Here is a 26,997-nt window from a genome sequence, read left to right on the forward strand (position 1 = left end):
CATACCCGTGGTGTCGAGAGTTCAAATCTCCCTTCCGCTACGATTGAAAATCCCGGGAATCTGAGAAGGTTCCCGGGATTTTTTCGATTATAATAGTTTTTCTGAAATATTCTGCTGTACCAAATAGAAAAGAACATCTGCAATGATCCTGCAAACATATGAAAGGCTCTGTTGGTGTCTGGATTTTCACTTAAAAGATTCCCGGTAATACTGTCGCAAGATAATATCCGACCCAGAATGATGCTGAATTCGCGATAAACGAATAGAGAACGAAGTCACCGTTTTCCTTTTTGGGGGACACTCTCTTCAAAAACCTGCAATACAGACCTGCCTCCAGCGCAAAGACTATGACCTCGAAAAAGACATAGCTTGTGATAAAGGCCAACGGACCGGCATTGTAATGAATGATATTGAGAAGCAGATTTAAGAGAAGCTGCGTCGTGATATTTACAAGCGCAAGGATCTGCAGCTGCTTTTTCTGCCGGAAGCCGAATAACAGCCCGACGACCATTTCAATTGCGATCGTAAGAAGGATACGGACCGCGAGCGATAAAAGCTCCATTCGATAATTATAGGAACGATACGCGTTGATCCGCTCGTTTGTGCTCAGGTCCTCATTGTATTCCACGGATCCGATCCGGACGCCCTCCATGTCAACGGTGTAATAAGTATCAAATGCATAACGCTCATAGCTTCCGCTTGATACAAAGGTCCCGGTTTCCGGATAATACAGGAGGATCTTAAAATCCTCCGGTGGATAATAGGTCCAGGCGATCTCACCGGTTTCGCTTACCGTCCAGCCCCTCTGAAGGAAATAATATCCGTCAGGATCCTTGTAATCTACAAAAGCTTTCCAGATGTTCCGGTCAAGATCATAGAGCTGCTCATTTCTGGCGGTGCCGTCCCAGACTTGTGCAGGTCCTGTACATTTCTCCTTTGAAAGCAGTGTGCCATAGCACAGATCATCGCTCATATTTTTGAACTGGATGCGCACCGAGGGCTTTGGACCCATATCAGCTTTCGCGGTGATCGGAAGTGCTGTGACTGCAAAGATCATGCAGAACAGCAGCATGAAAAGCCCGACATACATTCTTTTTTTCATACCAGGAACCTCCTTTCAGAGCTTGGATTCATAAAAATCAATTATCTTTGCCATTTGTATCTGCTTTTATTATAATTGATCCCAATATTGTCTGACAAGAAAGAGATGTTTACTATTTTCTTACGTTTTGGCGCGGATGTGTCCGGTACACGGGTAGGGATTTTGCTGATTTGGAATGCGAAGCATCGGCAAAATCAGCTGTTGTCTGCGCATGGCATGAACAGGAATGTATCGCAGTGCACATGCATGAAGTTTAGAAAAAATTTAGCCTTTTTTTAGCGGTTATGTGATATACTATAATCTATATCGTATGCCATATGGCACTGACATGGTCAGAATGCATATGGCTGCACGGAAAATTCTGAACATATAAGATTCGGAGGACGTTATGTATCAGTTTATCGTAAATCCCGGTGCCGGTGCTGGAAGAGGATACCGGATCTGGAAACGACTGGAACATCAGCTGGAAATGAACAGTCGGGAATACCGTGTCTTTTTTACGGAACATCAAGGGGATGCGGCGGAGATCGCGAGAGTACTGACGGCGGAAAAGGATGAAGCGAAGGTGATCGTGATCGTCGGCGGCGAAGGTACCTACAATGAGGTCTTAAACGGTGTCTCCTTTAGGGGACTCCTGACCTTCGGCTATGTCCCGGCGGGATTCCGGAATGCACTCTCGAAGGGATTCCAGTCTTTCTGGAAGGTGGACCGTCAGGCGAGGCGGATCCTTCACCCGAAATATTACCGGATGCTGGACTATGGCGTTATCACGTTCGGAAACGAGGAGATCGTGAGCCGCAGATTTGCCGGACGTTGTGGGATCGGACTCGACGCGGCGTTGTGCCACAATCTTTTGTGCTGCCCCGTGAGAAACCAGATGACGAGACTTCATCTGACAAAAATCCTTCGTTTTGGGATCGGATTAAAGCAGCTTTTTCTTGCAAAGCCGACAAAAGGATATATTTTGCTTGACGGGACGCAGAAAGTGGAGTTTAATCATATATATTTCATCACGTTTATGGTACGCCGGGAAGAGAAGAAAAAGAAGAACGGCGGGATTTTAAATGATGACGGAAAAATGACCGTTTACGTTGGAAACAGTGCGAGAAAGACGAAGATGATCCCGATCTTAAGAGACCTTGTGATGGGGGTCCGGAGAAAAGAGCGGGGGATCCGTGTCTTTGAGTGCAGCGAGGCGGAGATCCACCTTGCGCGCCCGTTGGCGGTCCACGTGGACGGTGAGAGCTGTATGTGTCAGGAGAATCTGGCGGTGCGCTGTATCCCGAAACGGATGCGCGTGATCGGCTCATAAGAAATATAGGAGGAGATTCTATGAGAATCGGACAGGGATATGATGTGCATCGTCTCGTAGAAGGAAGAAAGCTGATTATTGGAGGCGTGGACATTCCCTATGAAAAAGGACTTTTGGGTCATTCTGACGCAGATGTCCTTCTTCATGCTGTGATGGACGCACTTTTGGGGGCCGCCGCCCTCGGCGATATCGGCCAGCACTTCCCGGATTCGGACGAGAGATATAAAGGGATTTCCAGTATCGCGCTTTTAAAGGAAGTCGGGAAGATCCTGCAGGAAAACGGATATATGATCGAAAATATCGATTCTACCGTGATCGCCCAGAGGCCGAAGCTTTTGCCGTACCGCCCGCAGATGGCGGAAAATATCGCGGCGGCGTTAGGAATCGAAAAAGAACAGGTAAGCGTGAAAGCAACGACGGAAGAAGGGCTTGGATTTACCGGTACCGGGGAGGGGATCTCCGCTCAGGCGATCGCCCTTTTAAGTTCGGTGGCGGATTACGCGCCGGAGGACCGCGTTGGAATTATTTCCGGTGGATGCGGGGGCTGTCCGGGCTGTAGACAGCAGCAATAAATGAATGCGGAAGTAAGCGCCTGTTGATAGTAAAAGTGCATTACGCAAAGCTGCATGGCAGAAAAATTCGGACAGAAAGATATATGAAGGAGCTTAAGTTATGAAGATCTACAATACACTCACAAAGAGAAAAGAAGAGTTCGTTCCGGTAGAGCCGGGAAAAGTAAAAATGTACGTGTGCGGACCGACCGTCTACAACTTTATCCACATCGGAAACGCGAGACCGATGATCGTATTTGATACGGTAAGACGGTACTTTGAATATAAAGGATACGATGTAAATTATGTATCCAACTTTACGGATGTCGATGATAAGATCATCAAAAAAGCCATCGAGGAGGGCGTTGATGCAGAGACGATCTCCAAGCGCTACATCGCCGAGTGCAAAAAGGATATGGAAGGCATGAATATCGAGCCGGCAACAAAGAATCCGCTCGCGACGGAAGAGATCTGCGGCATGCTGAATATGATCAGCACTCTGATCGAAAAAGGTTACGCCTATGTGGCTGCTGACGGAACGGTTTATTACAGTGTCCGGAAATTTAAAGATTACGGAAAGCTTTCCCATAAGAATCTTGACGATCTCCAGTCCGGATTCCGTGAGATCAAGGTAACCGGTGAGGAGGGCAAGCAGGATCCGAACGACTTCGTTCTCTGGAAACCGAAAAAAGAGGGAGAGCCGTACTGGGAGTCTCCGTGGTGCGAGGGCCGTCCGGGCTGGCATATCGAGTGCTCCGTAATGGCAAAGAGATACCTCGGCGACGAGATCGATATTCATGCAGGCGGTGAGGACTTAATTTTCCCGCATCATGAGAACGAGATCGCCCAGAGTGAGGCTGCAAACGGAAAGCCTTTCGCGAAATACTGGATGCACAACGCGTTCTTAAATATTGATAATAAGAAAATGTCAAAATCTCTCGGAAACTTCTTTACCGTCCGTGAGATCAGCGAAAAATACGATCTTCAGGTGCTCCGTTTCTTTATGCTGAGCGCACATTACAGAAGTCCGTTAAACTTCAGTGCGGACCTAATGGAAGCCTCCAAGAACGGTCTTGAGAGAATCCTCACCGGTATGGAAAAGCTCCGTGAGGCGGAGGCAAAGGCAACCGGCGGCACAATGACAGCGGAAGAACTGGAAAACCAGAAGAAGGCAATGGAGCTTGTCGCAAAGTATGAGGCGGCGATGGATGATGATTTCAACACCGCGGACGCGATCTCCGCGATCTTCGAGCTCATCAAGCTCTCCAACTCCACAGTCTCCGGGGCAAGCACAAAGGAGTATGTTTCCTGGATGAAGAATGAGATCCAGAGACTCTGCGACGTAATGGGGATTATTACAGAAAAGAAGGCGGAAGTCCTTGACTCTGAGGTGGAGGACCTGATCGCCCAGAGACAGGCAGCGAGAAAGGCAAAGAACTTTGCCCTTGCCGATGAGATCAGAGGAAAACTTCTCGACATGGGAATCGTCCTCGAGGACACAAGAGAGGGCGTAAAATGGAAGAGAGCTTAATGCTTTTAAAGGAAAAATTCCACTTAAAGGATACGGATGCAGGTCAGTACTCTCCGCTTGTGCTCGCCTATCTCGGTGATGCGGCTTACGAGATCCTGATCCGTACCATCGTGGTCAGCGAGGGAAATATGCAGGTGAATAAGCTTCACAGGAAGTCTTCGGCTCTTGTGAAGGCTGCAGCCCAGGCAGAATTCCTGATGGCCATTGAGGGTGACCTTACCGAGGAGGAGCATGCGGTCTACAAACGGGGAAGAAACGCGAAGTCTTTCTCTATGGCCAAGAATGCAACGATGAAGGACTACCGGATGGCGACAGGCTTTGAGGCTCTGATGGGATATCTTTACCTGTCCGGAAGAACGGAGCGAATGGTGGATCTTGTGGCACTGGCGATGACAAAGACCGGAAAAGCAGTGTCCGGAGATACGGAAAAACAGAAAGAGGAGAACTCCGATGAGATATGAAGAACTGACGATAGAAGGGCGCAACGCTGTTTTGGAGGCGTTCCGCTCCGGAAAGACCATCGACCGGCTGTTTGTCCTTGACGGCTGCCAGGACGGTCCGGTGCGCACGATCGTGAGAGAGGCGAAAAAGCATGATACGATCGTAAATTTTGTCCCGAAGGAACGCCTGGATTCCATGTCTGAGACGGGACATCATCAGGGTGTGATGGCGTATGCCGCTGCTTACGAGTACGCGGAGGTGGAAGATATCTTAAAGATCGCGGAAGAGAAGGGCGAGCCGCCGTTTTTATTCCTGCTTGACGGAATTGAGGATCCGCACAACCTTGGAGCGATCATCCGTACCGCGAACCTTGCGGGCGCTCACGGAGTGATCATTCCGAAACGCCGCGCGGTGGGACTTACCGCGACGGTTGCGAGAACCTCCGCAGGTGCGTTAAACTATACGCCGGTCGCAAAGGTCACCAACATGGCGGCAACGATCGAGGATTTAAAGAAACGCGGCATCTGGTTCGTCTGCGCCGATATGGGCGGAGAGAGCATGTACCGTTTAAACCTCACCGGACCGATCGGTCTTGTGATTGGAAATGAGGGGGAGGGCGTGAGTCGTCTCGTGAAGGAGAAATGCGATATGATCGCGTCGATCCCGATGAAGGGCGATATCGATTCCCTGAACGCGTCCGTTGCGACAGGTGTTCTCGCGTATGAGATCGTGAGACAGAGACTGGCGAAGGCATAGGATTTATAATTTTACTTATGATAAAAAGACCTGCGGAGAGGAGTTCCGTAGGTCTTTTTTATTCGAGGAGGATTTCCTTCATAATAAACATTTGTTCCGGTCAGCCCGGTCGTCCTGAGTGAGTGAGCATCATTGTCGCGTTCACGTCTTTTTCGTAACAGGAATTTCCTGTAACACGAAAAAAGGCTTCCCGGATATTCCGGAAAGCCTCATGGTTTAAGCTGCCTAGCAGATTTGAACTGCCGACCTCCGCCTTACCAAGGCGACGCTCTACCAGCTGAGCCAAGGCAGCGAACACATTTACTGTGTTTTTCGAACCTCCAATATAGTATCATGGATCAACAGGTTTGTCAACGATAAAAACAAAAAAATTTGAATAAATTTTTCATACAAAAAGATCAATTCCTCGGAAAGCCCATGGAGGGTAAAGCGGACATTCGCAATCCACTTCGCTACTTGCTCATGAACGCAGTCGCTTCGCGATCTGTCAGTGGGAGCTTTCAACTCCCACTGACATAAGCATCCCACTCACCCACCGCTTAGTGCTCCGCGCACTTGAAGCGGGGGAATGCTTATCTGCGTTCAAACACGTGCAGGGAACACTTTCCGTTCTGCTTTCATATTTTGTAGTAAAAAAGATATTGAGGTGTTAATATGCCAGAGAATCCAACATCAATGCCGGAACCGTCGGGAGAGAATACGGCGGAGGTTGTGGCAGGGAAGAATGACGCAAATGTACCGGAGACACCGGCCGAGCCATTAGGAGGAGTTTTTGTTTATCCGGGAGACGATGATCTTGCGGGGATCCCTGTGCCGCCCATCGCTTCACCGGGCGGAAGACCTGTTTATCCGGGAGATGACGATCTCGCCGGAATCCCAACGACACCGGTCGCGCCGTCTGGCGGACGCCCTGTCTATCCTGACAATACCATCGGACGCCCGGGCTTTCCGACGATTTCTTTTCCGGTCACATATCCGACGGTCTCAGGAGGAAATTACTACAGCAGAGTCCGGTTTTTAAATGCCAGCACATCAGGCCAGACTCTGGATGTCTATATCGATGGCCGGAATGTCTTTTCCGGTTCCGAATTTGCCACGATTTCTTCTTATATCCGCGTGACGGACGGATTCCACACCGTCACTGTGCGCAGGACCAACGGTCAGATCTATTATCAGCAGACGATTGCCTTTGTGTCCGGTGAGAGACTCACGATGGTGATCTTAGACACGGTTTCCGGAGTGTCCCTGACCCGTGTCTCCGACATGGGCTGTACGAACGTTCCGGCAGGTTACGGCTGTCTCCGTGTCGCGAACATGTCCTACGCGGGATCCAGCTACGATGTGCGGACCTTCAACAACCAGACAGCATTTGCGGGGGTCGGATACAAGGAAGTGACGAGCTATAAACAGACATCCAGCGGAACCTATACCTTCTTTGTGACAGGTTCCCAGTATGCAGTTTCGGCCTTAGGCGAGCTTCCGGTCCTTGTCCTTTCCTCCATCGTCGGCGTTTCCTGTCCGACCTGCACCGTGTCGAATCCGCTTCTCACCTTCAACGTCAACGTCCGTGCGGGAAGAGCCTACACCTGCTATATTATCGGAAATCCGTGGTCCGGCCTCTTCCGGGCGTATGTCCTCGAGGACTGAAGCGTGTTGCGGCAGGATTGCATTATTTGTAAAAATCGTCTATAATCTGCGTAACAGATAAAAGGAATGTGCCTTACGCATTCCGGCACCGGGAGCAGCCGTGGATAGAATGAGCAGACGGACAGGGGCGGGAAATGCCAGTCTGCTTTTCTTTCCGGATGCTGCCGGAAAGAAGATACAGATACGGGAAAAAGGAGTATTATGAAGAAAAATTACGAAATGGACATGTGCAGTGGCCCGATCCTCGGAAAACTGCTCACCTTTACGATTCCGCTGATCTTTTCCGGAATCCTGCAGCTTCTGTTCAACGCAGCGGATGTGATCGTTGTGGGACGTTTCGCGGGCAGCCAGTCTCTGGCGGCGGTGGGTTCCACAACGGCGCTGATCAACCTGATGATCAATATCTTTATCGGACTGTCCGTGGGTGTCAATGTCATCGTGGCGAGATATTACGGAGCGAAGCGGGAAAAAGACGTGCAGGATACGATCCATACGGCCATGGCACTCAGCATCGTCAGCGGTCTTTTTCTGATCGTTGTGGGTCAGCTTCTCTCGAGGCCAATGCTGGAACTCATGGGAACTCCGGACGATGTAATCGATAAATCTACGATTTATATGCGGATCATCTTTATCGGCATGCCTGCGAATATGATCTACAACTTCGGAAGCGCGATTCTCCGCGCGGTGGGAGACACGAAGCGCCCGCTGTATTTCCTTACGGCGGCGGGCGTGATCAATGTGGTCTTAAACCTCTTTTTTGTGATCATGTTCCGGATGGATGTGGCGGGAGTTGCTCTGGCGACCGCGATCTCTCAGGCGATCTCGGCGTGTCTGGTGATCCTTTGCCTGATGGAGAGCGAGGGCGGTCTGAAGCTTCATTTAAAAGCTCTGAAGATCCACCGCTCAAAATTCCGTCAGATCATTCAGGTAGGCCTTCCGGCGGGGATGCAGGGCGCAGTATTTTCTATTTCCAATGTTCTGATCCAGTCCTCTGTCAATTCCTTCGGTTCTGTCGCGATGGCGGGAAATACGACATCCCAGAATATTGAGGGATTCATCTATAACGCCATGAATGCGGTTTATCAGGCAAACTTAAGCTTCACGAGCCAGAACTTCGGCGGCAAAAAGTATTCGAGGATCAACCGGATCATGGTTACCTGCCTCGGCGTTGTGACGGCAGTGGGACTCGGGATGGGAATCCCGGCTTATCTTTGCGGACATGCCCTGATCCGGATCTATTCCTCAGACCCGGAGGTCATTGTATACGGAATGAGAAGACTTGTGGTCTTTGGAACGACATATTTCCTCTGTGGGATCATGGATACGATGGTGGGCAGCATCCGCGGTCTCGGATACTCCGTTATGCCGATGTGCGTCTCCCTTCTGGGAGCGTGTGGACTCCGGATCGTCTGGATCTTTACGGTGTTTCAGGTATACCATAACCTGACAGTGTTATACTTATCCTATCCGTTTACCTGGATCGTCACGGCGACGGCCCATATGATCTGCTTCTATATCGTGAGGAGAAAACTTCCGAGGGAAGATGCGTGATAAACAGCAACGGAAGAATCCAACGACTGCAGATCTGATCAGAAAGGAAACAATAGAATTGAAACGATACAAAAAATACATCATCCCGTATCTCAGTGCTTTCGTGATCGGTCCGCTGATGATGCTCACCGAGGTGGCGGGAGAGGTCATGCTCCCGAAATTTATGTCCATGATCATCAACAACGGTGTCGCAAGTCGAAATGTTGCCTATATCGGAAAGATGGGGACGCTGATGGTCCTGACTGTCCTTTTTATGGCGGTGGGTGGGATCCTCGGTGCCTACTTTTCCGCGAAGGCGTCCATCTCCTTTACCAGTGACATGAGAAACGACCTCTTCAGGAAGGTCCAGCAGTTCTCCTTTGAGAATATCGACGACTACAGCACCGGTTCTCTCGTCACGAGGCTCACGAACGATGTCCAGCAGGTTCAGAATGTCCTGATGATGGGGCTCCGTATGGCGCTTAGAGCGCCCGGAATGTTCCTCGGTGCCCTGATCATGGCGTTCATGATGAATCGTCAGCTTGCGGTCATCATCCTCATCGTGATCCCACTTCTTCTCGCGGCGATCCTTCTGATCTTAAAGACCGCATTCCCGCGCTTTGGGGAGATGCAGAGGAGACTGGATCGTTTGAATTCCGGAATTCAGGAATCCCTGACGAATGTCCGGGTAGTGAAATCCTTCGTCCGGGAGGACCATGAGATCGAAAAATTCAGTAAATTAAATGACGACTTAAAGGAGAGCAGCCTCCGTGCGCTCCGGATCGTGATCGCCACGATGCCGGTGATGATGTTTGCCATGAACGTGACGACACTGGCTGTCGTCTGGTATGGAGGAAATATCATCATTGCCGGAAAGATGCCGGTGGGGGATCTCACCGCGTTTACGACGTATATCGTGCAGATCCTGATGTCCCTCATGATGCTTTCCATGGTATTCTTACAGAGCTCCCGCGCCAGCGCGTCCATGAAGCGGATCAATGAGATCTTCGACACAGAGATCGGCTTAAATGATGACAACGCGGAAAATAAGGATAAAAAAGTCACGGAAGGCCGTGTGGAGTTTAAGAATGTAAGCTTTGGCTACAGCGGAGAGAACGGGAGAAAGGATCTCGTTCTGGAAGGGATCTCCTTTACGGCAGAACCGGGACAGACCATCGGGATCATCGGCTCCACGGGAAGCGGAAAGACCTCCCTCGTGCAGCTGATCCCGAGACTCTATGATGTGACCGGAGGAGAAGTCCTTGTCGACGGCGTGAACGTCAAAGAGTACTCTTTAAAACACCTGCGTGATGGCGTCGGCATGGTTCTCCAGAAAAATATCCTCTTCTCGGGAACGATCGAGGAAAATCTCCGATGGGGAAATGAGGACGCGCCGATGGAGGATGTCATCCGGTTCTCGGAGAGCGCCCAGGCAGATCCCTTCGTTAAGACCTTCAAAAACGGATATGATACCGAGATGGGGCAGGGCGGCGTCAACGTCTCAGGAGGCCAGAAGCAGCGTCTCTGTATTGCGAGAGCACTTTTAAAGCGCCCGAAGATTCTGATCCTGGATGACTCCACCAGTGCTGTTGACACGGCAACGGAGGCGAAAATCCGGGAGAGTCTTTACCATGATCTCAAGGATACCACAAAGATCATCATCGCCCAAAGGATCTCCTCCGTTCAGGAGGCGGATCAGATTCTGGTACTGGAGGACGGAAAGATCATTGGTCACGGAACCCACGAGGAACTTTTAAAGACCTGTGAGGCATACAGCGAGATCTATACGACCCAGATCGGAAATCAGTCCATCAGGGCAGGAGAGGAGGCGGCAGTATGAGCGTCACGAGAGCAGACCGCGAAGCGAGTCTGAAAAAACGATATGCCGGACGCGTGGCAGCCGCACCGAAAAGGAGAGGGATGGGGAGAGGACCGGGGGCTCCGAGAGGCGGAGGACGCCCAAAGAGCACGGGAACGGCCTTAAAGCGCCTGCTGTCCTATCTGGAAGCGGACAGGCTCCGGATGGGGATCGCATTTTTCTGTGTCATTGTAAATACGGTGGCGACACTGACCGGTTCCTATATGCTGCGCCCGATCATCAACCGGTTTATTGCACCGCCGGACGGAAGTCCCGGCAATGTGGCAGGACTTTTTAAAGGGCTGACCATGATGGCATGCGTCTATCTTCTGGGGGTTATCGCAAATTATCTCCAGTCAAGACTGATGCTGGAGGTTGCCCAGAGCGCCCTTGTGCGGATCCGGACAGACCTTTTTACAAAAATGCAGAAGCTTCCGGTGAGATTTTACGATACAAATTCCAATGGGGATCTGATGAGCCGCTTCACAAACGATGTGGACACCATCGGAAATATGCTGAGCAGTACTCTTGTGCAGCTCTTTTCCGGAACCTTAAGCATCATCGGGACCTTGTTCCTCATGCTCTACACGAACATCTGGCTGACAGCCGTGACCCTGATCATGATCCCGCTCATGCTGCGGGCCGGTGGAGAGGTCGCGAAGCGGAGCCAGAAATATTTCAGTGCCCAGCAGTCGGCTCTCGGTGCTTTAAACGGATACATCGAGGAGACCATCACCGGACAGAAGGTGGTAAAAGTCTTCTGTCATGAGGAGATCGCGGAGGAAGAATTTGATATATTAAACAGGGATCTCCGCGAAAAACAGATCCGCGCCCAATTCCTTGGGGGCATGATGGGACCTGTGATGAACAACTTAAGTCAGGTAAACTATTCCCTGACGGCGTGCATCGGCGGGATCCTCTGTGTGGTGAAAAACTTCGATGTCGGCGGGCTCACGGTATTCCTGAACTTTTCGAGACAGTTCTCAAGGCCGATCAACGAGATCTCCATGCAGGTCTCCAACGTGTTCTCAGCTCTCGCCGGAGCGGAGCGCGTTTTCTCCGTGATGGATGAGGAGCCGGAGGCGGCGGCTGATAAGGACGCAGTGTCCATGGACGGCATGCGCGGGGAAGTGGTGTTAGATCATGTGACCTTCGGCTACAATCCGGACAAGGTCATCTTAAAGGATATCAGCCTCTACGCGAAGCCGGGACAGAAGATCGCTTTCGTGGGTTCCACGGGAGCCGGGAAAACGACGATCACGAACCTCATCAACCGCTTCTACGATATCCAGAGCGGGACCATCACCATCGACGGCGTTGATATCTGCCATATTAAGCGGGACGAGCTGCGCCGCCACATTGCCATGGTGCTTCAGGATACGCATCTGTTTACGGGAACAGTTATGGAAAATATCCGGTACGGACGGCTTGATGCCACCGACGAGGAGGTCGTTCAGGCGGCAAAGATGGCATCGGCCCATTCCTTTATCATGCGGCTTCCAAAGGGCTATGACACCGTTCTTGAGAGCGATGGCGCGAACTTAAGCCAGGGCCAGAGACAGCTTCTTAATATCGCAAGAGCGGCGGTATCCAAGGCGCCGATCCTGATCCTTGATGAGGCGACGAGCTCCGTCGATACGAGAACGGAAAAGCATATCGAGCAGGGCATGGATGCGCTGATGGCAGAACGGACCACTTTCGTGATCGCCCACCGTCTTTCCACAGTGCGGAACGCCAACGCCATTATGGTTCTGGAGAACGGAGAGATCATTGAGCGCGGTGATCATGAGGACCTCCTGAAAGAAAAAGGACGTTATTACCGGTTATATACGGGAATGGCGGAGCTGAGTTAGGACGATCACAGAAGAAAAAACGGGCAGATGAAGAAATCTGCCCGTTTTTTTATGTAACAGGAAATTCCGGGGAATTTCCTGTTACATAAAAAGGCACTGCGTATCGATCATACGCACCCAGACAGGCTTTTTCAAATTTTGTAGCAATTCCATAAGAGACAGCAGAAAAGAGCGGGAGTTAGTTGGTAAAAACTTCATTTTTTAAAGAAATCAGATGTCTGTTTTTGTTCTTTTTTTGATACAAACGCTGAAAACGGCCATTTCCGTTAAAAAGTTAACCGATTTCCAATTGTAGAAAAATTCCAAATATGCTATACTACGATGTGATGGGTACTATGAAATTTTATAGAAAGAAGGTTTGTTAAATGGGTCTGAGCACATTTATAGGCGGCGTTCATCCTTATGAGGGAAAAGAACTGTCCGCAGATAAGCCGATTCAGGTGATCCAGCCGAAGGGTGAGCTGGTTTATCCTCTCTCCCAGCATATCGGTGCTCCGGCGAAACCGCTTGTTGCCAAGGGTGACAAGGTCCTGGTTGGCCAGAAGATCGCTGAAGCAGGCGGCTTCATTTCCGCAAATGTTATCTGTTCCGTATCCGGTACAGTAAAGGGAATCGAACCGCGTCTGGTTGCGAACGGAGCAATCGTACAGTCCATTATCGTTGAGAACGATAACGAGTACACAGCAATCGAAGGTTTTGGCGAAAAACGCGATTACACAAAACTTTCCAAGGAAGAGATCCGGAATATCGTAAAAGAAGCCGGTATCGTAGGTCTCGGCGGCGCAGGTTTCCCGACCAACGTAAAACTTGCACCGAAGGATGACAACGCGATCGATCACATTATCGTAAATGCGGCTGAGTGTGAGCCGTATCTGACAAGTGACTATCGCCTGATGATGGAGCAGCCGGAGAGACTGATCGGCGGCATCAAAGTCATGTTAAGCATGTTCCCGAACGCGAAGGGCGTGATCGGAATCGAGGAGAACAAGCCGGAGGCGATCAAGCTTCTGGAAGGTCTCGTAAAAGACGAGCCGAAGATCACGGTATGTCCGTTAAAGACAAAATATCCGCAGGGCGGCGAGCGTTTCCTGATCTATGCGGTTACGGGCGGACGTGAGATCAACTCCACGATGCTTCCGGCGGATGCAGGATGTATCGTTGATAACGTAGATACCGTTATCTCTATTTACAATGCAGTCTGTGAGAGCACACCGTTAATTCGTAAGATCATTACTGTTACCGGTGATGCGGTTAAGAATCCGCAGAACTTCCAGGTTCCGCTCGGTATGTGCTACCGGGAGATCCTCGAGGCTGCAGGTGGATTTAAGGAAGAGCCGGAAAAGATGATCTCCGGTGGTCCGATGATGGGACAGGCATTATTCTCTCTGGATATTCCGGTCATGAAGAACTCTTCTGCCCTGACCTGCTTCATAAAAGATCCGGTTGCGGCAAATCTGGAATCTCCGTGTATTCGCTGTGGACGCTGTATCGAGGTATGTCCTGGTCATGTTGTCCCGCAGATGATGATGGCGGCAGCAGAAAGAAATGATCTTGCCCTGTTCGAAAAATTAAATGGTATGGAGTGCTGCGAATGCGGCTCCTGTACTTTCATCTGCCCTGCACACAGACCGCTGACACAGGCATTCAAAGAGATGCGTAAAGCTGTCATGGCAGCCAGAAGAAAGAAAGCGTAGGAGGTGTGACAAATGAGTAAATTATTAAACGTATCATCATCCCCTCACGTACGCTGCGGTGTTTCCACAAAGAACTTAATGTACGATGTGGCGATCGCAATGCTTCCGGCTACGATCTGGGGCGTGATGCAGTTCGGTATCTATTCCCTTATCGTTGTTGTTGCAACGGTTCTTTCCTGTGTACTCAGTGAATATCTTTTTGAGACATTGATGCACAAGCCGGTTACCATCAGTGACGGCAGTGCTCTTGTTACAGGTATGATCTTAGGCTTAAATATGCCGCCGGCAATTCCGTTATGGATGCCGATCCTTGGCGGTGTATTCGCGATCATTGTCGTAAAACAGCTTTACGGCGGACTTGGTCAGAACTGGATGAACCCGGCTCTGGCAGCAAGATGCTTTATGCTGATCTCCTTTGCACAGGCTATGACAAAGTTCACAGACCCGGTAACAGACGCAGTTGCAAGCGCAACTCCTCTTGCGGCGATCAAAGCCGGTGATACATATGATCTTGCAGCAATGTTTATCGGTAAGATCCCGGGAACTATCGGTGAGGTTTCCGTAATTGCCCTTTTAATCGGTGCGGCATACCTGCTCGTTAAGAAAGTAATTACGATCCGCATCCCGGCAGCATATATCCTTTCCTTTGCAGTATTCGCATTTATCTTTGGCCAGCACAATATCAACTACGTGCTTGCTGAGATCTGCGGCGGCGGACTGATCTTCGGTGCATTCTTCATGGCTACCGACTATGTAACAAGCCCGATCACTGCAAAAGGACAGATCGTATTTGGTATCTGCCTTGGTATTTTAACAGGACTGTTCCGTATCTTCGGAAGCGGTGCAGAGGGCGTTTCTTACGCGATCATCTTCTGCAACATGCTTGTTCCGTTGATTGAGAAGGTAACTCTCCCGACAGCATTCGGAAAAGGGGGTAAGAAAAATGGCAGCAAGTAAGTCTGGATTTATGAAAGATGCCCTGATCCTTTGTGCGATCACCCTGGTTTCCGGTTTATGTCTCGGCGTTGTCTATGATGTGACAAAAGCTCCGATCGAGGCGGCTACCATCGCAGCCAACAACGCAACCTACAAACAGGTCCTTCCGGAGGCAGAGAGCTTCGATGATGTGGAAGGTTCCACAGAAAAGATCGCTGAGACAGCAGACGAGATCGCAAATCTCGGCTTCGGCGGCGTTGCGATCGAGTCCGTTCTCGAGGCAAAGGACGCGAGCGGAGCAGTCGTAGGACATGTGATCAACTCCCTGTCTAACGACTCCTATGGCGGAGCTGTCAAGCTCTCTATCGGCTTTGATGCGGACGGCGCCATCACAGGTGTTGGTATCCGTGAGACAAGCGATACTCCTGGTCTTGGCTTAAAGGCGAAAGATGATGACTACAGAAATCAGTACGTTGGCAAGAACTGCGAGAGCTTAAGCGTAACAAAGTCCGGTTCCGCGTCCGACACTGAGATCAATGCCATCAGCGGTGCCACCATCACATCAAACGCTACAACAAACGCAGTCAATGCAGCTTTATACTATCTGCATAACTGCTTAAACTAGGAGGTGGGCATTCATGAATAAATGCGTAGAACGTTTATATAACGGTATTATCAAGGAAAACCCAACCTTCATCCTGATGTTAGGTATGTGTCCGACTCTTGCGACGACAACATCTGCCATCAACGGTCTCGGCATGGGACTTTCCACAACAGCCGTACTGATGTTTTCCAACCTGCTGATCTCTGCACTGCGTAAGATCATTCCGGACAGAGTCCGTATTCCGGCCTTCATCGTAGTCGTAGCCAGCCTGGTTACAGTCGTACAGCTCTTAATGCAGGGCTACGTTCCGTCCCTGTATGCATCTTTGGGTATTTATATCCCGCTTATCGTTGTTAACTGTATCATCCTTGGCCGTGCAGAGTCATATGCCTGCAAGAACGGTCCGGTTGAATCTTTCTTCGATGGTCTTGGTATGGGACTTGGATTCTCTCTTTCCCTTACCGTCATCGGTATGTGCCGTGAGCTCTTCGGTGCAGGTGCGATCTTCGGACACACCGTTATTCCGGAAGCTTACCACATTTCCATCATCATCCTTGCACCGGGTGCTCTGTTCACTCTGGCTATGCTTTCCGCGATCCAGAACAAGCTCCGTCTTCCATGCGCGACAAACGGCGACGCACCGAAGTCTGACCTTGTATGCGGTGGTAACTGCGCAAGCTGTGCGGGCTGTGTCAGCATGACAAACCATGCTGCTCTCGCTGAGAAGAAGGCAGAGGAAGCGGCAGCTGCAGCGGCAGCAAAGAAGGCAGCGGCAGAGAAGGCTCTCGCAGCTAAGAAGGCAGCTGAGGCTGCAAAAGCGGCAGAGGCAGCTAAGACTGAAGCAGCAGACGCCGGCAAAGAAAATTAAGGAGGAAATGGAGAAATGAAAGAACTTTTATTGATCGCCATCGGTTCTGCCCTGGTGAATAACGTTGTTTTAAGCCAGTTCCTCGGTCTTTGCCCGTTCCTTGGTGTATCCAAGAAAACAGAGACAGCAGCTGGTATGGGCGCTGCAGTCGTATTCGTTATTACGATCGCGTCTGCCTGCACAAGCCTTGTTTATGATTTCGTTCTCGTAAAGCTCCATATCGAGTATTTACAGACGATCGTATTTATCCTTGTAATCGCGGCTCTGGTTCAGTTCGTTGAGATGTTCTTAAAGAAGAACATGGTAAGCCTTTATGAGGCACTCGGCGTATACCTTCCGTTAATTACAACAAACTGTGCGGTTCTCGGTGTTGCGCTGACAAACGTACAGAAGAGCTACAACTTCATTCAGAGTGTCGTAAACGGTATCGGTATTTCCGTTGGATTCCTGATCGCCATCGTCCTGCTTGCAGGTATCCGTGAGAAGATCGAGCACAATGATGTGCCGCACGCTTTTCAGGGATCTCCGATCGTTCTGATCACAGCAAGCTTAATGTCGATCGCTCTCTTCGGATTTTCCGGAATGATTTAAGGAGGAACGAGAGATGAACATGACAGGCATTATCATCGCTGCTGCGGTTGTCGGTATCGTCGGTATCGTCATCGGCGTACTCCTTGGAATCGCCAGCGAGAAGTTTAAAGTAGAAGTAGACGAGAAGGAAATTCTGGTTCGTGCAGAGCTTCCGGGCAACAACTGCGGCGGCTGCGGTTACGCAGGCTGTGACGCTCTTGCAAAAGCAATTGCAGAGGGCAAGGCAAAGGTTGACCAGTGTCCGGTCGGCGGCGCTCCGGTAGGAGAAAAGATCGCTGCGATCATGGGCGTTGAAGCTGGTTCCGCTGAGAAGAAAGTTGCATTCGTAAAATGTAAAGGTACCTGCGATAAGGCAACTGTGAAATACAACTATTATGGTATTGACGACTGCCACAAGATCGCAGATGCAGTTCCGGGCGGCGGCTCCAAGGGATGTACCTTTGGATGTCTCGGTTCCGGAAGCTGTGTAAAGGAATGTCAGTTTGACGCGATCCATGTTGTAAACGGTGTTGCCGTTGTCGACAAGGAGAAGTGCGTTGCCTGTGGTAAGTGCGCAGAGGCTTGTCCGCGTCACCTGATCGAGCTCGTTCCGTACAAGGCAAACCACCTTGTACAGTGCAGCTCCCACGACAAAGGACCGGCTGTCAAGAAGGTCTGCGAGGCAGGCTGTATCGGATGTACGCTCTGCACAAAGCAGTGTGAATTCGATGCGATTCATATGGATAACAACGTTGCTGTGATCGATTACACAAAGTGTACCGGCTGCGGCAAGTGCGCGGCGAAGTGCCCGGCACATGTTATTATCTGATTGGGTAACAACATATAGAAAAGACCCGCGGAAGGCAGAAATGCTTTCCGGCGGGTCTTTTTTTGTGTAATAGGAGATTACGCGGAATTTCCTATTACACAAAAGGCACTAACGAGCCAATGATACACACTCGCGTGAAGATGTAGATTGTCGTAGGAGACTGCACCTTGGCGCATTCTTTATTATTTTCGCTAAAGAGATTTGTATGATCAGGACAGTTGGGAGAGGAGTATTTGAAAAAAGATCCCAGAGAAGTTCTCATATAGAATTCCCTGGGATTATGCTTTTGTTTGTTCTGGGTTTAAATCAGATTGACCGGGGTCAAATCAGAATATATTGCCTACTGGATCGTTGTGCCGCCTTTACCGGCTAAAGCGCTCTTTGCACCGTCAAGGGAAGTGATGATCGCGCGCCGTCCTTTTCCTGCGTTGATGAAGTCGATGGAGCTTTCAACCTTCGGCAGCATGGAACCTGTCTTAAAATGGCCTTCCTCGGCATAGCGGGCTGCGTCAGCCGTTGTCATCTTATCGATGTTGATCGGGTGATCACTGCCGTAATTTAATACGACATTCGGAACACCTGTGATGAACATCAGGACATCAGCGTCAAGTTCCTTCGCGAGAAGTCCGGCTGCGCGGTCTTTCTCGATCACAGCGCTGGCACCCTTTAAGTGGGAGCCCTGTTCCATAACCGGGATTCCGCCGCCGCCTGCAGCGATCACCGGCTGGTCAGCATCAGCGAGAGCGCGGATCGCGTCGATCTCAACGATTGCGACCGGCTTCGGAGCCGCAACGATACGGCGGTAGCCGTCGCCTTCCTTCACAACGAAGTTACCCTTTGCCTCTTCCTCTTTTGCCTCCTCGGCGTTCATCACACGTCCAACCACCTTCAGCGGAGTGTAGGAGGACTCATCGTACGGGTCAACTGTAACCTGTGTTAAGATCGTAGATACAGCTTTGTAAATGCCACGTTTGATAAGCTCGGAGCGGAGAGCGTTCTGGAGATCGTAGCCGATATATCCCTGGCTCATTGCGGAGCAGACGGACATCGGAGCCGGAGTGTAACCTTCATGATTTTTCGCAAATTCATTTAACGCGGTGTGGATCATACCGAGCTGCGGAGTATTTCCGTGGGTGATCACAACCTGCCAGCCGTCCTGAATAAAATCGGCGATGGCTTTCGCCGTCTTTGTAACGGCGTTTTTCTGCTCCGGAAGGTTTGTTCCGAGAGCATCATGTCCAAGTGCTAAAACAAGTCTTTTCTTTGCCATATCGAATCCCTCATTTCTATTACATACCGATATCGTTGGGGCAGATCTGCTTAAAGGGGAGCCGCGGATAAGTTTTCTCCGCGGACCGGTAGAAAGCGGCCTGCATTTATGTATTTTCAGATATTTTACCATATTTTAAGTGATTATGGAAGAAAAAACTCGAAGTTTTATGATGGGACCCAGGTAGAAAAATTTTGAACTGAAAATTTCGCAGGGTTCTTCGGAAGCAGAAGATTAGCGAATGAATCCTGTACTGGAACGAAAGAGAATCGAAAGAAATAATTTTTTGCTTTTTCAGATAATTTATGATAAAATGAGAACAACTGAGTCGAAAAACGTTCCTGTCTGTGCCTGGCACAGACAGGAACGAAAGATCCCCGACAGGGGGAATTTAAGGAGGAAACAATTTTGAAGCTGTTATCGATAGCAATTCCGTGCTACAATTCAGCGGCGTATATGGAAAATTGTATCAAGTCTCTGCTTCCGGGCGGAAATGAGGTGGAGATCCTGATCGTGGACGACGGTTCCACAAAAGACAATACGGCCGAGATCGCTGACCGCTACGAGAAAGAATATCCGGGGATCTGCAAAGCGATCCATCAGGAGAACGGCGGACATGGCGCTGCGGTAAACGCGGGATTAAAGGCCGCTACCGGGATCTATTTTAAGGTCGTGGACAGTGATGACTGGGTCAATGAGCAGGCATACAGACAGGTGCTTGACACCCTGCGCCGCTTCGTCTACGGAAAAGACACCCTCGATATGCTGATCACAAACTTTGTCTATGAGAAACAGGGCGCAAGACACAAGAAGGTCATGAGCTACAAGCTGGCGCTTCCGAAAGATGAGCTCTTTAGCTGGAACGATGTGAAGGTGTTCGTAGCAGGACAGTATATCCTGATGCATTCCGTGATCTACCGCACCGAGCTCTTAAGGGACTGTAAGCTGGAACTCCCGGAGCACACGTTCTATGTGGACAATATCTTTGTCTACGAGCCGCTCCCGCATGTACATACGATGTACTATCTTGATGTGAACTTCTACCGCTACTTTATCGGCCGCTCGGACCAGTCTGTCAACGAACAGGTCATGATCGGAAGGATCGACCAGCAGATCCGTGTGACGAAGCTGATGCTTGGCTACTACGATGTGACAAAGATCCAGAACCGGAAGCTCCGCCACTATATGGTCCGCTATCTGGAGATTATGATGGTCATCTGCTCGATCCTTGCGATCAAGTCCGGCAGCGAGGAGAATATGGCAAAGAAAAAAGCGTTGTGGGAAGAACTGAAAAAATCCAATCCGGCGCTCTATCTGCGACTCCGCTGGGGCTTCCTGGGACAGGGCATGAACCTTCCAGGAAAAGGCGGAAGATCCCTCTCCATCGCGGGATATAAGATCGCGCAGAAGTTTTTCGGATTTAACTAAATGCCGGGAGATGGATCGAGATCAATGGAAAGTGGTACTACTTCAACCCGATCCCGGACGGAACAAAAGGCATCCTCTACGCAAACCGCAGGACTCCGGACGGCTGGTTTGTGACAGAGGACGGAAACCGGTACGGAAAGAGCAGGTAGTTTCCGGTGTGGTAAGAAGGAAACAGAGGGGAAAAAGATACGGCTGAATTGATGATAGTAAACGAGCGTGCCTATGTAAAATAAGCACGCTCGTATAATTTACGCGAACAACGATCCAAAGTCCGCGCATGCGTGAGACCGTGGCGACTATTGCGATGACAAGGGGAAACTCGCGAAACGTGTTTTCACTTGTTTTACTTTCCAAGAACAATTTTCACGATCAGCACCGTCACTACGCAGATCATCACCGGCCGGATGATCTTCGCGCCGTTTTTGATGGCGAAGCCGGCACCGATATAGTTTCCGAGAACGTTGCTTACGGCACACGGGATCGCGATCATGTAGAACACATTTCCGGAAAGGATATAGGAGAGGAGCGCTGTGTAGTTGGAAACGATCAACGTGAGCTTCGCGTTTCCGGAGGCAGTGCGGACATCGTATTTTAAAAGAAACGTGAAGAGCAGCATGGCGATTGTGCCGCCGCCCGGTCCGTAGAGGCTGTCGTAAAGGCCGATGGTCATTCCGATAAAGAGGGCGCGGAGTACATTCGGCAGGATCAGCGGCTTTTTTGTATCGGTATAGTTCCAGGCGTTCTTCATAAAGATCACGAGGACCGCGGTGAGTGGAAGCAGTACCATTAACATCGAGCGGATCTGTTCCTCTTTGAGGTAAAAGATGATCCTTGTTCCGAGCATGGAGCAGAGGAACGAGGTCACTGCGCTGATCAGCGTGATCTTAAGGTCGAGACAGCCGTTTTTAAAGTATTTCCATGCCGCCACGGTGCTTCCGAAGGCGCACTGGAACTTGTTGCAGCCGTAAACATAGTAGATCGGCATTCCGCACATCATATAAGCCGGAAGCGCGATCAGGCCGCCTCCTCCGGCGATAGAGTCGATAAATCCCGCAATGAAGAGGAGCGGGCAGAGCCAGATCAGATTATGGATGTATTCCATGGATATCCCCCTTGTATTTTTGCGGCGGGCAGATGAAAAAATGCTGCAATGCCGCTTTTTCTGATAAAATTCAGGTTGAGACCTGTCCTTCCATACTATATAAGAACTCTCAAAAAGTCAATCGGTTTTCCGGCAGGAGCGCTTCTTTGCGCTGCACACTGCAGCCTGCCTGTCGGTGCGATGAACGCATTTCTGGCAGAATTGAACCGTACAAGACACCTTGACAGAACCGGGATTCTATGGTAAATTTATTGAGTTAAAATGCGTCGAAGAGGAACAGTAAGAGAGAAGACGGGGTACAGAGAACTGCCGGGCGGTGCGAGGCAGAGTCCAGAAGCTTTCCGAACTCGCCTCGGAGCAGCATGCTGAAAGAGCAGGCAGAGCAGCGGGAAAACGAAACGCTGTCTGCGGATATCCTCAGATAGGCATTGCCGGTTTCCGCCGTTATCGGAAAATGAGTGCATACGGGTGAAAGCCCTGTATGAAATAGAGTGGTACCGCGTGAGAATCTAAGTCCCCCACGTCTCTATAAAATTATGATAGAGATAGAGGGACTTTTTTGTTGCCCGGAAACCGGAAAAGCGGTCAGGCAATCGAACAGGGTCTGGGAGTTCCCGGATTCCGGTAAATGCAGCGGCGGCGGGCGAAATCCGCGGAGCGTATTTTGCACCGCCTTCAACGATATGAAATGGAGGAGAAAAGCGTCATGGCACAGTACAACCACACCGCCATTGAGAGCAAGTGGCGTGAGAACTGGGAAAAGAATCCGATCAATGTCAATGATGGAAAGAAAGAGAAGTATTACTGTCTGGATATGTTCCCGTATCCGTCCGGCAGTGGACTTCATGTAGGTCACTGGAGAGGTTATGTAATCTCCGATGTATGGAGTCGTTATCAGTTATTAAAGGGAAAATATGTGATCCACCCGATGGGCTGGGACGCGTTCGGCCTTCCGGCTGAGAACTATGCGATCAAGATGGGGGTTCATCCGGCGATCTCCACAGCGTCAAATATCAAAAATATCAAACGCCAGATCAACCAGATCGCAGCACTTTATGACTGGGATATGGAAGTAAACACGACAGATCCGTCCTTCTACAAATGGACCCAGTGGATCTTCGTACAGATGTTCAAAAAAGGACTCGCATATGAGAAGGAATTCCCGATCAACTGGTGTCCGTCCTGTAAGACAGGCCTCGCGAACGAGGAAGTTGTAAACGGCTGCTGCGAGCGCTGCGGCACACCGGTTACAAAGAAGAATCTCCGTCAGTGGATGTTAAAGATCACAGCATACGCAGACCGTCTTCTGGATGATCTTGACAAGCTTGACTGGCCGGAGAAGGTTAAAAAGATGCAGACAGACTGGATCGGCAAATCCTACGGTGCAGAAGTTGAGTTCCCGGTAAAGGGACGCGACGAGAAGATCACTGTCTACACAACAAGACCGGATACGCTTCACGGCGCAACCTTCATGGTACTCTCCCCGGAGCATAAGCTTGCGAAAGAGCTTGCAACGGATGAGACGAGAGAGGCTGTTGAGAAGTACATCTTCGACGCATCCATGAAGTCCAACGTAGACCGTCTCCAGGGCAAGGAAAAGACAGGCGTCTTCACAGGATCCTATGCGATCAACCCGTTAAACGGTAAGGAAGTTCCGATCTGGCTGTCTGATTATGTTCTCGCTGACTACGGTACCGGAGCGATCATGTGCGTACCGGCACACGACGACCGTGACTTCGAGTTCGCAAAGAAATTCGGTCTTCCGATCATCCAGGTCATCGCCCAGGACGGCAAAGAGATCGAAAACATGACAGAGGCTTACACAGACGCAAAGGGAACCATGATCAACTCCGGCGAGTGGAACGGCATGGAGTCTTCCGTCTTAAAGAAAGAAGCTCCGCACATCATCGAGAAGATGGGTATCGGAAAGAAGACCGTTAACTACAAGCTGCGTGACTGGGTATTCTCCCGCCAGCGTTACTGGGGCGAGCCGATCCCGATCGTTCACTGCCCGAAGTGCGGCAATGTTCCGGTCCCGGAGGATCAGCTTCCGTTAAAACTTCCGGAGGTTGAGAGCTATCAGCCGACCGGTACCGGTGAGTCCCCGCTTGCGGCGATCGATTCCTGGGTCAACACGACATGCCCGTGCTGTGGCGCTCCGGCAAAACGTGAGACAAACACCATGCCACAGTGGGCCGGTTCCTCCTGGTACTTCTTACGTTATGTGGACAACAAGAACGACAAGGAGCTTGTATCCAAGGAGAAAGCAGACAAGTACCTTCCGGTAGATATGTATATCGGCGGTGTTGAGCATGCTGTCCTTCACCTCCTGTACTCCAGATTTTACACGAAGTTCTTATATGATATCGGAGTGGTAGATTTTGACGAGCCGTTTAAGAAGCTGTTCAACCAGGGTATGATCACCGGCAAGAATGGTATCAAGATGAGTAAGTCCAAAGGAAATGTTGTCTCCCCGGATGATCTTGTAAGAGATTACGGTTGTGATGCGTTAAGAATGTACGAGCTCTTCGTTGGACCGCCGGAGCTGGATGCCGAGTGGGACGACAGAGGAATCGAGGGCGTTGCCAGATTCTTGAATCGTTTCTACAACCTTGTGATGGACAGCAAGGACAAGGATATCAAGGAGACAAAGGAGATGGTGAAGCTCCGCCACAAGCTTGTCTACGATATCGAGACACGTTTCAACCAGTTCAGCCTGAATACGGTCGTATCCGGATTCATGGAGTACTGCAATAAGCTCACAGACGTCGCAAAGAAGGAAGGCGGAATCGACAAGGAGACCTTAAAGACCTTCGTGATCTTACTGGCTCCGTTTACTCCGCACCTTGGCGAGGAGCTCTGGAGAGAGCTTGGCGGCACAGACAGCGTATTCCACGCAACATGGCCGGAGTGCGATGAGGAAGCGATGAAGGACGATGAGATCGAGGTTGCTGTACAGGTAAACGGTAAGGTAAAAGCGGTCATCATGGTTCCGGCTGATATCGCAAAAGAGGATGCGATTGCTGCAGGTAAAGCTGCGGTAGAAGGAAAGATCACTGGAAATATCGTGAAAGAGATCTATGTTCCGAAGAAGATTGTAAACCTTGTTGTAAAATAAGAAGTAATGATTCAGCAGGTCTGCGCATCTGCTGCGTTGATTGCAGTAAAGCATAAGCTTGAATGCAGTGAACAGTTACGATAAATAAGAGCAGCAGTTCAGACATGTGATAGAGACTGGGACCTGCTGCGTCAGATTGAGGCATTGAAAGTCGCTTTCTAAGCAGAAACGGCTTTCAGTGCCTTTTTTGCTTCTGTGAGTCAATAAAGACATATGTTCCTCGTGCATGTACATAATGTCAAAAAACAGAAAATAAATTATACAAAATAAACAAAATAATCGTGAAATAACAAATTTAATTGACAATAAGTAACAAATGGTGATATTCTTATTTTATAAATTTTAAGAAGGACAGTGCAGATGAGATACCTGTCTGAAAATAAGAGGGAGGATATGCGAATGAAAAAAAGAACAGCAGCGAGGTCGATGGCGGCACTTATGGGAGCAGCAATGGTGCTCACAGCCTGTGGAGGTGGAAACACTACAGCTCCTACGACAGGTGCTTCTTCCGGAGGAGAGACTCAGACAGCTTCTGAGAGTGCAGAAAGCGGGAAGATCACAAAAACAGATATCGTTGTCGGTCAGGCGTCGGATATTGTTACGCTTGATCCTGCGGGACAACAGGATACGACTTCGGGTGTGCTGATGAAACATGCGTACAGTACGCTTTTGGACGTTGATAATGAAGGAAAGGTGGTTCCGGATCTGGCAGAAAGCTATGAGATGAAGAGCGACACGGAGTATGTGTTTAAACTCCGCGAAGATGCCTGCTTCTGGGACGGCACTCCGGTGACAGCTCAGGATGTTAAATTTTCTCTGGATCGCGCGAAGGGAATGCCGAAGACAAAGTCGAATACCTCAAAGATCGAGGAGGTTACCGTAAATGGGGATCATGAGGTAACGATTAAACTGACAGAGCCGTATGCAGCATTTAAAACAATCGTAACACAGCACAACCTGAGTATCCTTTCAGAGAAAGCCGTGACGGAAGCGGGAGATTCGTATGGTGATGTGGATAATCTTCTCGGATCAGGGCCATTTAAGGTAACAGAGTGGGTGCCAAACGATCATTATACTCTTGTAAGAAACGATAATTATTGGGGGGAGATGCCGATCGCAACCTCTATTACCTGTCGTGTGATCCCGGAGGGAAGTGCCCGCACGATCGCTCTTGAAGCAGGAGAGATTGATGTTGTCTGGAGCGTAGATCCGACAGACTGCGCAAATGTAGAGTCAAATCCTGACGTAAAACTTCTTTCGCAGCCGTCAACAGGTATTGACTACGTGGGAATGAACACCCAGAAAGAAAAGTTTTCTGATAAGAGAGTCCGTCAGGCTATCAACTACGCCCTTGATAAGCAGACCTTCGTTGACACGATCATTGAAGGACGCGGTCTTGTAGCAAACAGCTATATCAATGCAGCAATCCCGGGATGGACCGATGAAGTGGAAGCTTATCCGTATGATCCGGAAAAAGCGAAAGAATTGTTAGCGGAAGCCGGATACCCGGATGGATTTGAATGCTCGATTTTTGTAAATGGCGATCTCCGTACCCGTTCTGCACAGATTCTACAGGCTCAGCTTGCGGATGTAGGAATCAAGGTTGACATTTCCACATATGAGTGGGGTGCCCTTCTTGATACTTTAAATGCAGGCGAACACGAAATGTTTCTTCTTGGCTGGTCCAACACGAGCTTTGATCCGGACGGAAGTACCTATCAGTTATTCTATTCCGGAAATCATGGTGCAACCGGAAACCGCGCATTCTTCTCAAATGACAAGGTTGATGAACTGATCCTTTCTGCACAGCGGGAGAGCGAAGAGTCAAAACGTATGGAACTTTACAAAGAACTCCAGTTTGTACTTCATGATGAATCTCCGTGGTGTCCGTTATACTACAAAGAGAATAACGTTGGTGTGCGCGCAGACTTAAAGGGATTTACTCTTCATGCAGGCGCACAGCATTATCTTGGTAACTGCCATTACGAAGAATAGAT

21 protein-coding genes, 1 tRNA gene and 1 other annotated feature are annotated in these 26,997 nt (G+C 49.9%); of the genes, 18 read left to right on the top strand and 4 right to left on the bottom strand.

Annotated features, from left to right (window positions below; all coding sequences use genetic code 11):
* Positions 1–190: 190 nt before the first annotated feature.
* Complete coding sequence (locus DW677_RS04430) at positions 191–1,102, bottom strand: hypothetical protein (RefSeq protein ID WP_117469719.1); 912 nt, start codon at positions 1,100–1,102, stop codon at positions 191–193.
* 388 nt (positions 1,103–1,490) lie between these two features.
* On the opposite strand from DW677_RS04430, the gene DW677_RS04435 reads away from it, so the two are divergent.
* The 5 genes from DW677_RS04435 to rlmB all read left to right on the top strand — a co-directional run bounded on the left by DW677_RS04435 (position 1,491) and on the right by rlmB (position 5,693).
* On the top strand, positions 1,491–2,414 hold the full coding sequence (locus DW677_RS04435) for a diacylglycerol kinase family protein (RefSeq protein ID WP_117566544.1): 924 nt from the start codon (positions 1,491–1,493) through the stop codon (positions 2,412–2,414).
* Between the two features lie 20 nt (positions 2,415–2,434).
* A complete protein-coding gene (gene ispF / locus DW677_RS04440) occupies positions 2,435–2,986 on the top strand; it encodes a 2-C-methyl-D-erythritol 2,4-cyclodiphosphate synthase (RefSeq protein ID WP_117469717.1) in 552 nt (183 codons plus the stop codon).
* A gap of 100 nt (positions 2,987–3,086) precedes the next feature.
* The gene (gene cysS / locus DW677_RS04445) at positions 3,087–4,496 is read left to right on the top strand and encodes a cysteine--tRNA ligase (protein ID WP_117566545.1); all 1,410 of its coding nucleotides are present in this window, start codon (positions 3,087–3,089) and stop codon (positions 4,494–4,496) included.
* Positions 4,481–4,957, top strand: coding sequence for a ribonuclease III domain-containing protein (locus DW677_RS04450; protein ID WP_117503976.1), 477 nt, complete (start codon positions 4,481–4,483; stop codon positions 4,955–4,957). The genes cysS and DW677_RS04450 overlap by 16 nt, the downstream gene beginning before the upstream one ends.
* On the top strand, positions 4,947–5,693 hold the full coding sequence (gene rlmB / locus DW677_RS04455) for a 23S rRNA (guanosine(2251)-2'-O)-methyltransferase RlmB (protein WP_015554667.1): 747 nt from the start codon (positions 4,947–4,949) through the stop codon (positions 5,691–5,693). Before DW677_RS04450 ends, rlmB begins: the two co-directional genes overlap by 11 nt.
* Positions 5,694–5,912: 219 nt before the next feature.
* Here the strand turns inward: rlmB and DW677_RS04460 are convergent.
* Positions 5,913–5,985 (bottom strand) — tRNA-Thr (locus tag DW677_RS04460).
* A gap of 362 nt (positions 5,986–6,347) precedes the next feature.
* Here DW677_RS04460 and DW677_RS04465 point away from each other — a divergent pair.
* From DW677_RS04465 to DW677_RS04510, 10 genes are all read left to right on the top strand, one after another.
* Entirely contained in the window at positions 6,348–7,340 is a 993-nt protein-coding gene (locus DW677_RS04465; protein ID WP_117469714.1) for a DUF4397 domain-containing protein, read from the top strand.
* Positions 7,341–7,541: 201 nt separating this feature from the next.
* Positions 7,542–8,891, top strand: a complete 1,350-nt coding sequence (locus DW677_RS04470) for an MATE family efflux transporter (protein ID WP_117566546.1) — start codon at positions 7,542–7,544, stop codon at positions 8,889–8,891.
* Positions 8,892–8,949: 58 nt separating this feature from the next.
* A complete protein-coding gene (locus DW677_RS04475) occupies positions 8,950–10,710 on the top strand; it encodes an ABC transporter ATP-binding protein (protein ID WP_117566601.1) in 1,761 nt (586 codons plus the stop codon).
* Positions 10,707–12,581 (top strand): ABC transporter ATP-binding protein, encoded by a 1,875-nt coding sequence (locus DW677_RS04480; protein WP_117566547.1) that lies wholly within the window; start codon positions 10,707–10,709, stop codon positions 12,579–12,581. Before DW677_RS04475 ends, DW677_RS04480 begins: the two co-directional genes overlap by 4 nt.
* Before the next feature lie 365 nt (positions 12,582–12,946).
* Positions 12,947–14,275 carry an electron transport complex subunit RsxC gene (rsxC, locus tag DW677_RS04485; RefSeq protein WP_117469711.1) on the top strand — a complete coding sequence of 443 codons (1,329 nt, stop codon included), beginning with the start codon at positions 12,947–12,949 and terminating at the stop codon, positions 14,273–14,275.
* 12 nt (positions 14,276–14,287) lie between these two features.
* Positions 14,288–15,232: an RnfABCDGE type electron transport complex subunit D gene (locus tag DW677_RS04490; RefSeq protein ID WP_117566548.1), complete on the top strand. Its 945-nt coding sequence runs from the start codon at positions 14,288–14,290 to the stop codon at positions 15,230–15,232.
* Positions 15,219–15,836 carry an RnfABCDGE type electron transport complex subunit G gene (locus DW677_RS04495; protein ID WP_117469709.1) on the top strand — a complete coding sequence of 206 codons (618 nt, stop codon included), beginning with the start codon at positions 15,219–15,221 and terminating at the stop codon, positions 15,834–15,836. The genes DW677_RS04490 and DW677_RS04495 overlap by 14 nt, the downstream gene beginning before the upstream one ends.
* 13 nt (positions 15,837–15,849) lie before the next feature.
* Positions 15,850–16,683, top strand: a complete 834-nt coding sequence (locus DW677_RS04500) for an electron transport complex subunit E (protein WP_117469708.1) — start codon at positions 15,850–15,852, stop codon at positions 16,681–16,683.
* A 15-nt stretch (positions 16,684–16,698) separates the two neighbouring features.
* The gene (rsxA, locus tag DW677_RS04505; RefSeq protein WP_117469707.1) at positions 16,699–17,274 is read left to right on the top strand and encodes an electron transport complex subunit RsxA; all 576 of its coding nucleotides are present in this window, start codon (positions 16,699–16,701) and stop codon (positions 17,272–17,274) included.
* 13 nt (positions 17,275–17,287) lie between these two features.
* Entirely contained in the window at positions 17,288–18,082 is a 795-nt protein-coding gene (locus DW677_RS04510) for an RnfABCDGE type electron transport complex subunit B (protein ID WP_117566549.1), read from the top strand.
* A 340-nt stretch (positions 18,083–18,422) separates the two neighbouring features.
* Here the strand turns inward: DW677_RS04510 and arcC are convergent, their stop codons facing one another.
* Positions 18,423–19,352, bottom strand: a complete 930-nt coding sequence (gene arcC, locus DW677_RS04515; protein WP_117566550.1) for a carbamate kinase — start codon at positions 19,350–19,352, stop codon at positions 18,423–18,425.
* Positions 19,353–19,760: 408 nt separating this feature from the next.
* Between arcC and DW677_RS04520 the strand changes: the two genes are divergently transcribed.
* Positions 19,761–20,780 carry a glycosyltransferase family 2 protein gene (locus DW677_RS04520; protein WP_117566551.1) on the top strand — a complete coding sequence of 340 codons (1,020 nt, stop codon included), beginning with the start codon at positions 19,761–19,763 and terminating at the stop codon, positions 20,778–20,780.
* A 343-nt stretch (positions 20,781–21,123) separates the two neighbouring features.
* On the opposite strand, the gene DW677_RS04530 is transcribed toward DW677_RS04520, so the two are convergent.
* Positions 21,124–21,882 carry a sulfite exporter TauE/SafE family protein gene (locus tag DW677_RS04530; RefSeq protein ID WP_015554655.1) on the bottom strand — a complete coding sequence of 253 codons (759 nt, stop codon included), beginning with the start codon at positions 21,880–21,882 and terminating at the stop codon, positions 21,124–21,126.
* Between the two features lie 257 nt (positions 21,883–22,139).
* Positions 22,140–22,413 (top strand) — a binding site (T-box leader).
* Between the two features lie 175 nt (positions 22,414–22,588).
* Here DW677_RS04530 and leuS point away from each other — a divergent pair.
* Together leuS and DW677_RS04540 are read left to right on the top strand one after the other, a co-directional pair.
* Positions 22,589–25,000 carry a leucine--tRNA ligase gene (gene leuS, locus DW677_RS04535; protein ID WP_117483701.1) on the top strand — a complete coding sequence of 804 codons (2,412 nt, stop codon included), beginning with the start codon at positions 22,589–22,591 and terminating at the stop codon, positions 24,998–25,000.
* A 399-nt stretch (positions 25,001–25,399) separates the two neighbouring features.
* Positions 25,400–26,995, top strand: coding sequence for an ABC transporter substrate-binding protein (locus DW677_RS04540; RefSeq protein WP_158553059.1), 1,596 nt, complete (start codon positions 25,400–25,402; stop codon positions 26,993–26,995).
* Positions 26,996–26,997: the final 2 nt, after the last annotated feature.

Source organism: Clostridium sp. AM25-23AC (assembly GCF_003435125.1).
GTDB classification, from domain to species: Bacteria; Bacillota; Clostridia; order Lachnospirales; family Lachnospiraceae; genus Pilosibacter; species Pilosibacter fragilis.

Excerpts from the sequence above, each read along its gene's own strand:
- DW677_RS04430 (WP_117469719.1), bottom strand. The coding sequence starts at position 1,102 with ATGAAAAAAAGAATGTATGTCGGGCTTTTCATGCTGCTGTTCTGCATG.
- DW677_RS04435 (WP_117566544.1), top strand. The coding sequence starts at position 1,491 with ATGTATCAGTTTATCGTAAATCCCGGTGCCGGTGCTGGAAGAGGATAC.
- ispF (WP_117469717.1), top strand. The coding sequence starts at position 2,435 with ATGAGAATCGGACAGGGATATGATGTGCATCGTCTCGTAGAAGGAAGA.
- cysS (WP_117566545.1), top strand. The coding sequence starts at position 3,087 with ATGAAGATCTACAATACACTCACAAAGAGAAAAGAAGAGTTCGTTCCG.
- DW677_RS04450 (WP_117503976.1), top strand. The coding sequence starts at position 4,481 with ATGGAAGAGAGCTTAATGCTTTTAAAGGAAAAATTCCACTTAAAGGAT.
- rlmB (WP_015554667.1), top strand. The coding sequence starts at position 4,947 with ATGAGATATGAAGAACTGACGATAGAAGGGCGCAACGCTGTTTTGGAG.
- DW677_RS04465 (WP_117469714.1), top strand. The coding sequence starts at position 6,348 with ATGCCAGAGAATCCAACATCAATGCCGGAACCGTCGGGAGAGAATACG.
- DW677_RS04470 (WP_117566546.1), top strand. The coding sequence starts at position 7,542 with ATGAAGAAAAATTACGAAATGGACATGTGCAGTGGCCCGATCCTCGGA.
- DW677_RS04480 (WP_117566547.1), top strand. The coding sequence starts at position 10,707 with ATGAGCGTCACGAGAGCAGACCGCGAAGCGAGTCTGAAAAAACGATAT.
- rsxC (WP_117469711.1), top strand. The coding sequence starts at position 12,947 with ATGGGTCTGAGCACATTTATAGGCGGCGTTCATCCTTATGAGGGAAAA.
- DW677_RS04490 (WP_117566548.1), top strand. The coding sequence starts at position 14,288 with ATGAGTAAATTATTAAACGTATCATCATCCCCTCACGTACGCTGCGGT.
- DW677_RS04495 (WP_117469709.1), top strand. The coding sequence starts at position 15,219 with ATGGCAGCAAGTAAGTCTGGATTTATGAAAGATGCCCTGATCCTTTGT.
- DW677_RS04500 (WP_117469708.1), top strand. The coding sequence starts at position 15,850 with ATGAATAAATGCGTAGAACGTTTATATAACGGTATTATCAAGGAAAAC.
- rsxA (WP_117469707.1), top strand. The coding sequence starts at position 16,699 with ATGAAAGAACTTTTATTGATCGCCATCGGTTCTGCCCTGGTGAATAAC.
- DW677_RS04510 (WP_117566549.1), top strand. The coding sequence starts at position 17,288 with ATGAACATGACAGGCATTATCATCGCTGCTGCGGTTGTCGGTATCGTC.
- arcC (WP_117566550.1), bottom strand. The coding sequence starts at position 19,352 with ATGGCAAAGAAAAGACTTGTTTTAGCACTTGGACATGATGCTCTCGGA.
- DW677_RS04530 (WP_015554655.1), bottom strand. The coding sequence starts at position 21,882 with ATGGAATACATCCATAATCTGATCTGGCTCTGCCCGCTCCTCTTCATT.
- leuS (WP_117483701.1), top strand. The coding sequence starts at position 22,589 with ATGGCACAGTACAACCACACCGCCATTGAGAGCAAGTGGCGTGAGAAC.
- DW677_RS04540 (WP_158553059.1), top strand. The coding sequence starts at position 25,400 with ATGAAAAAAAGAACAGCAGCGAGGTCGATGGCGGCACTTATGGGAGCA.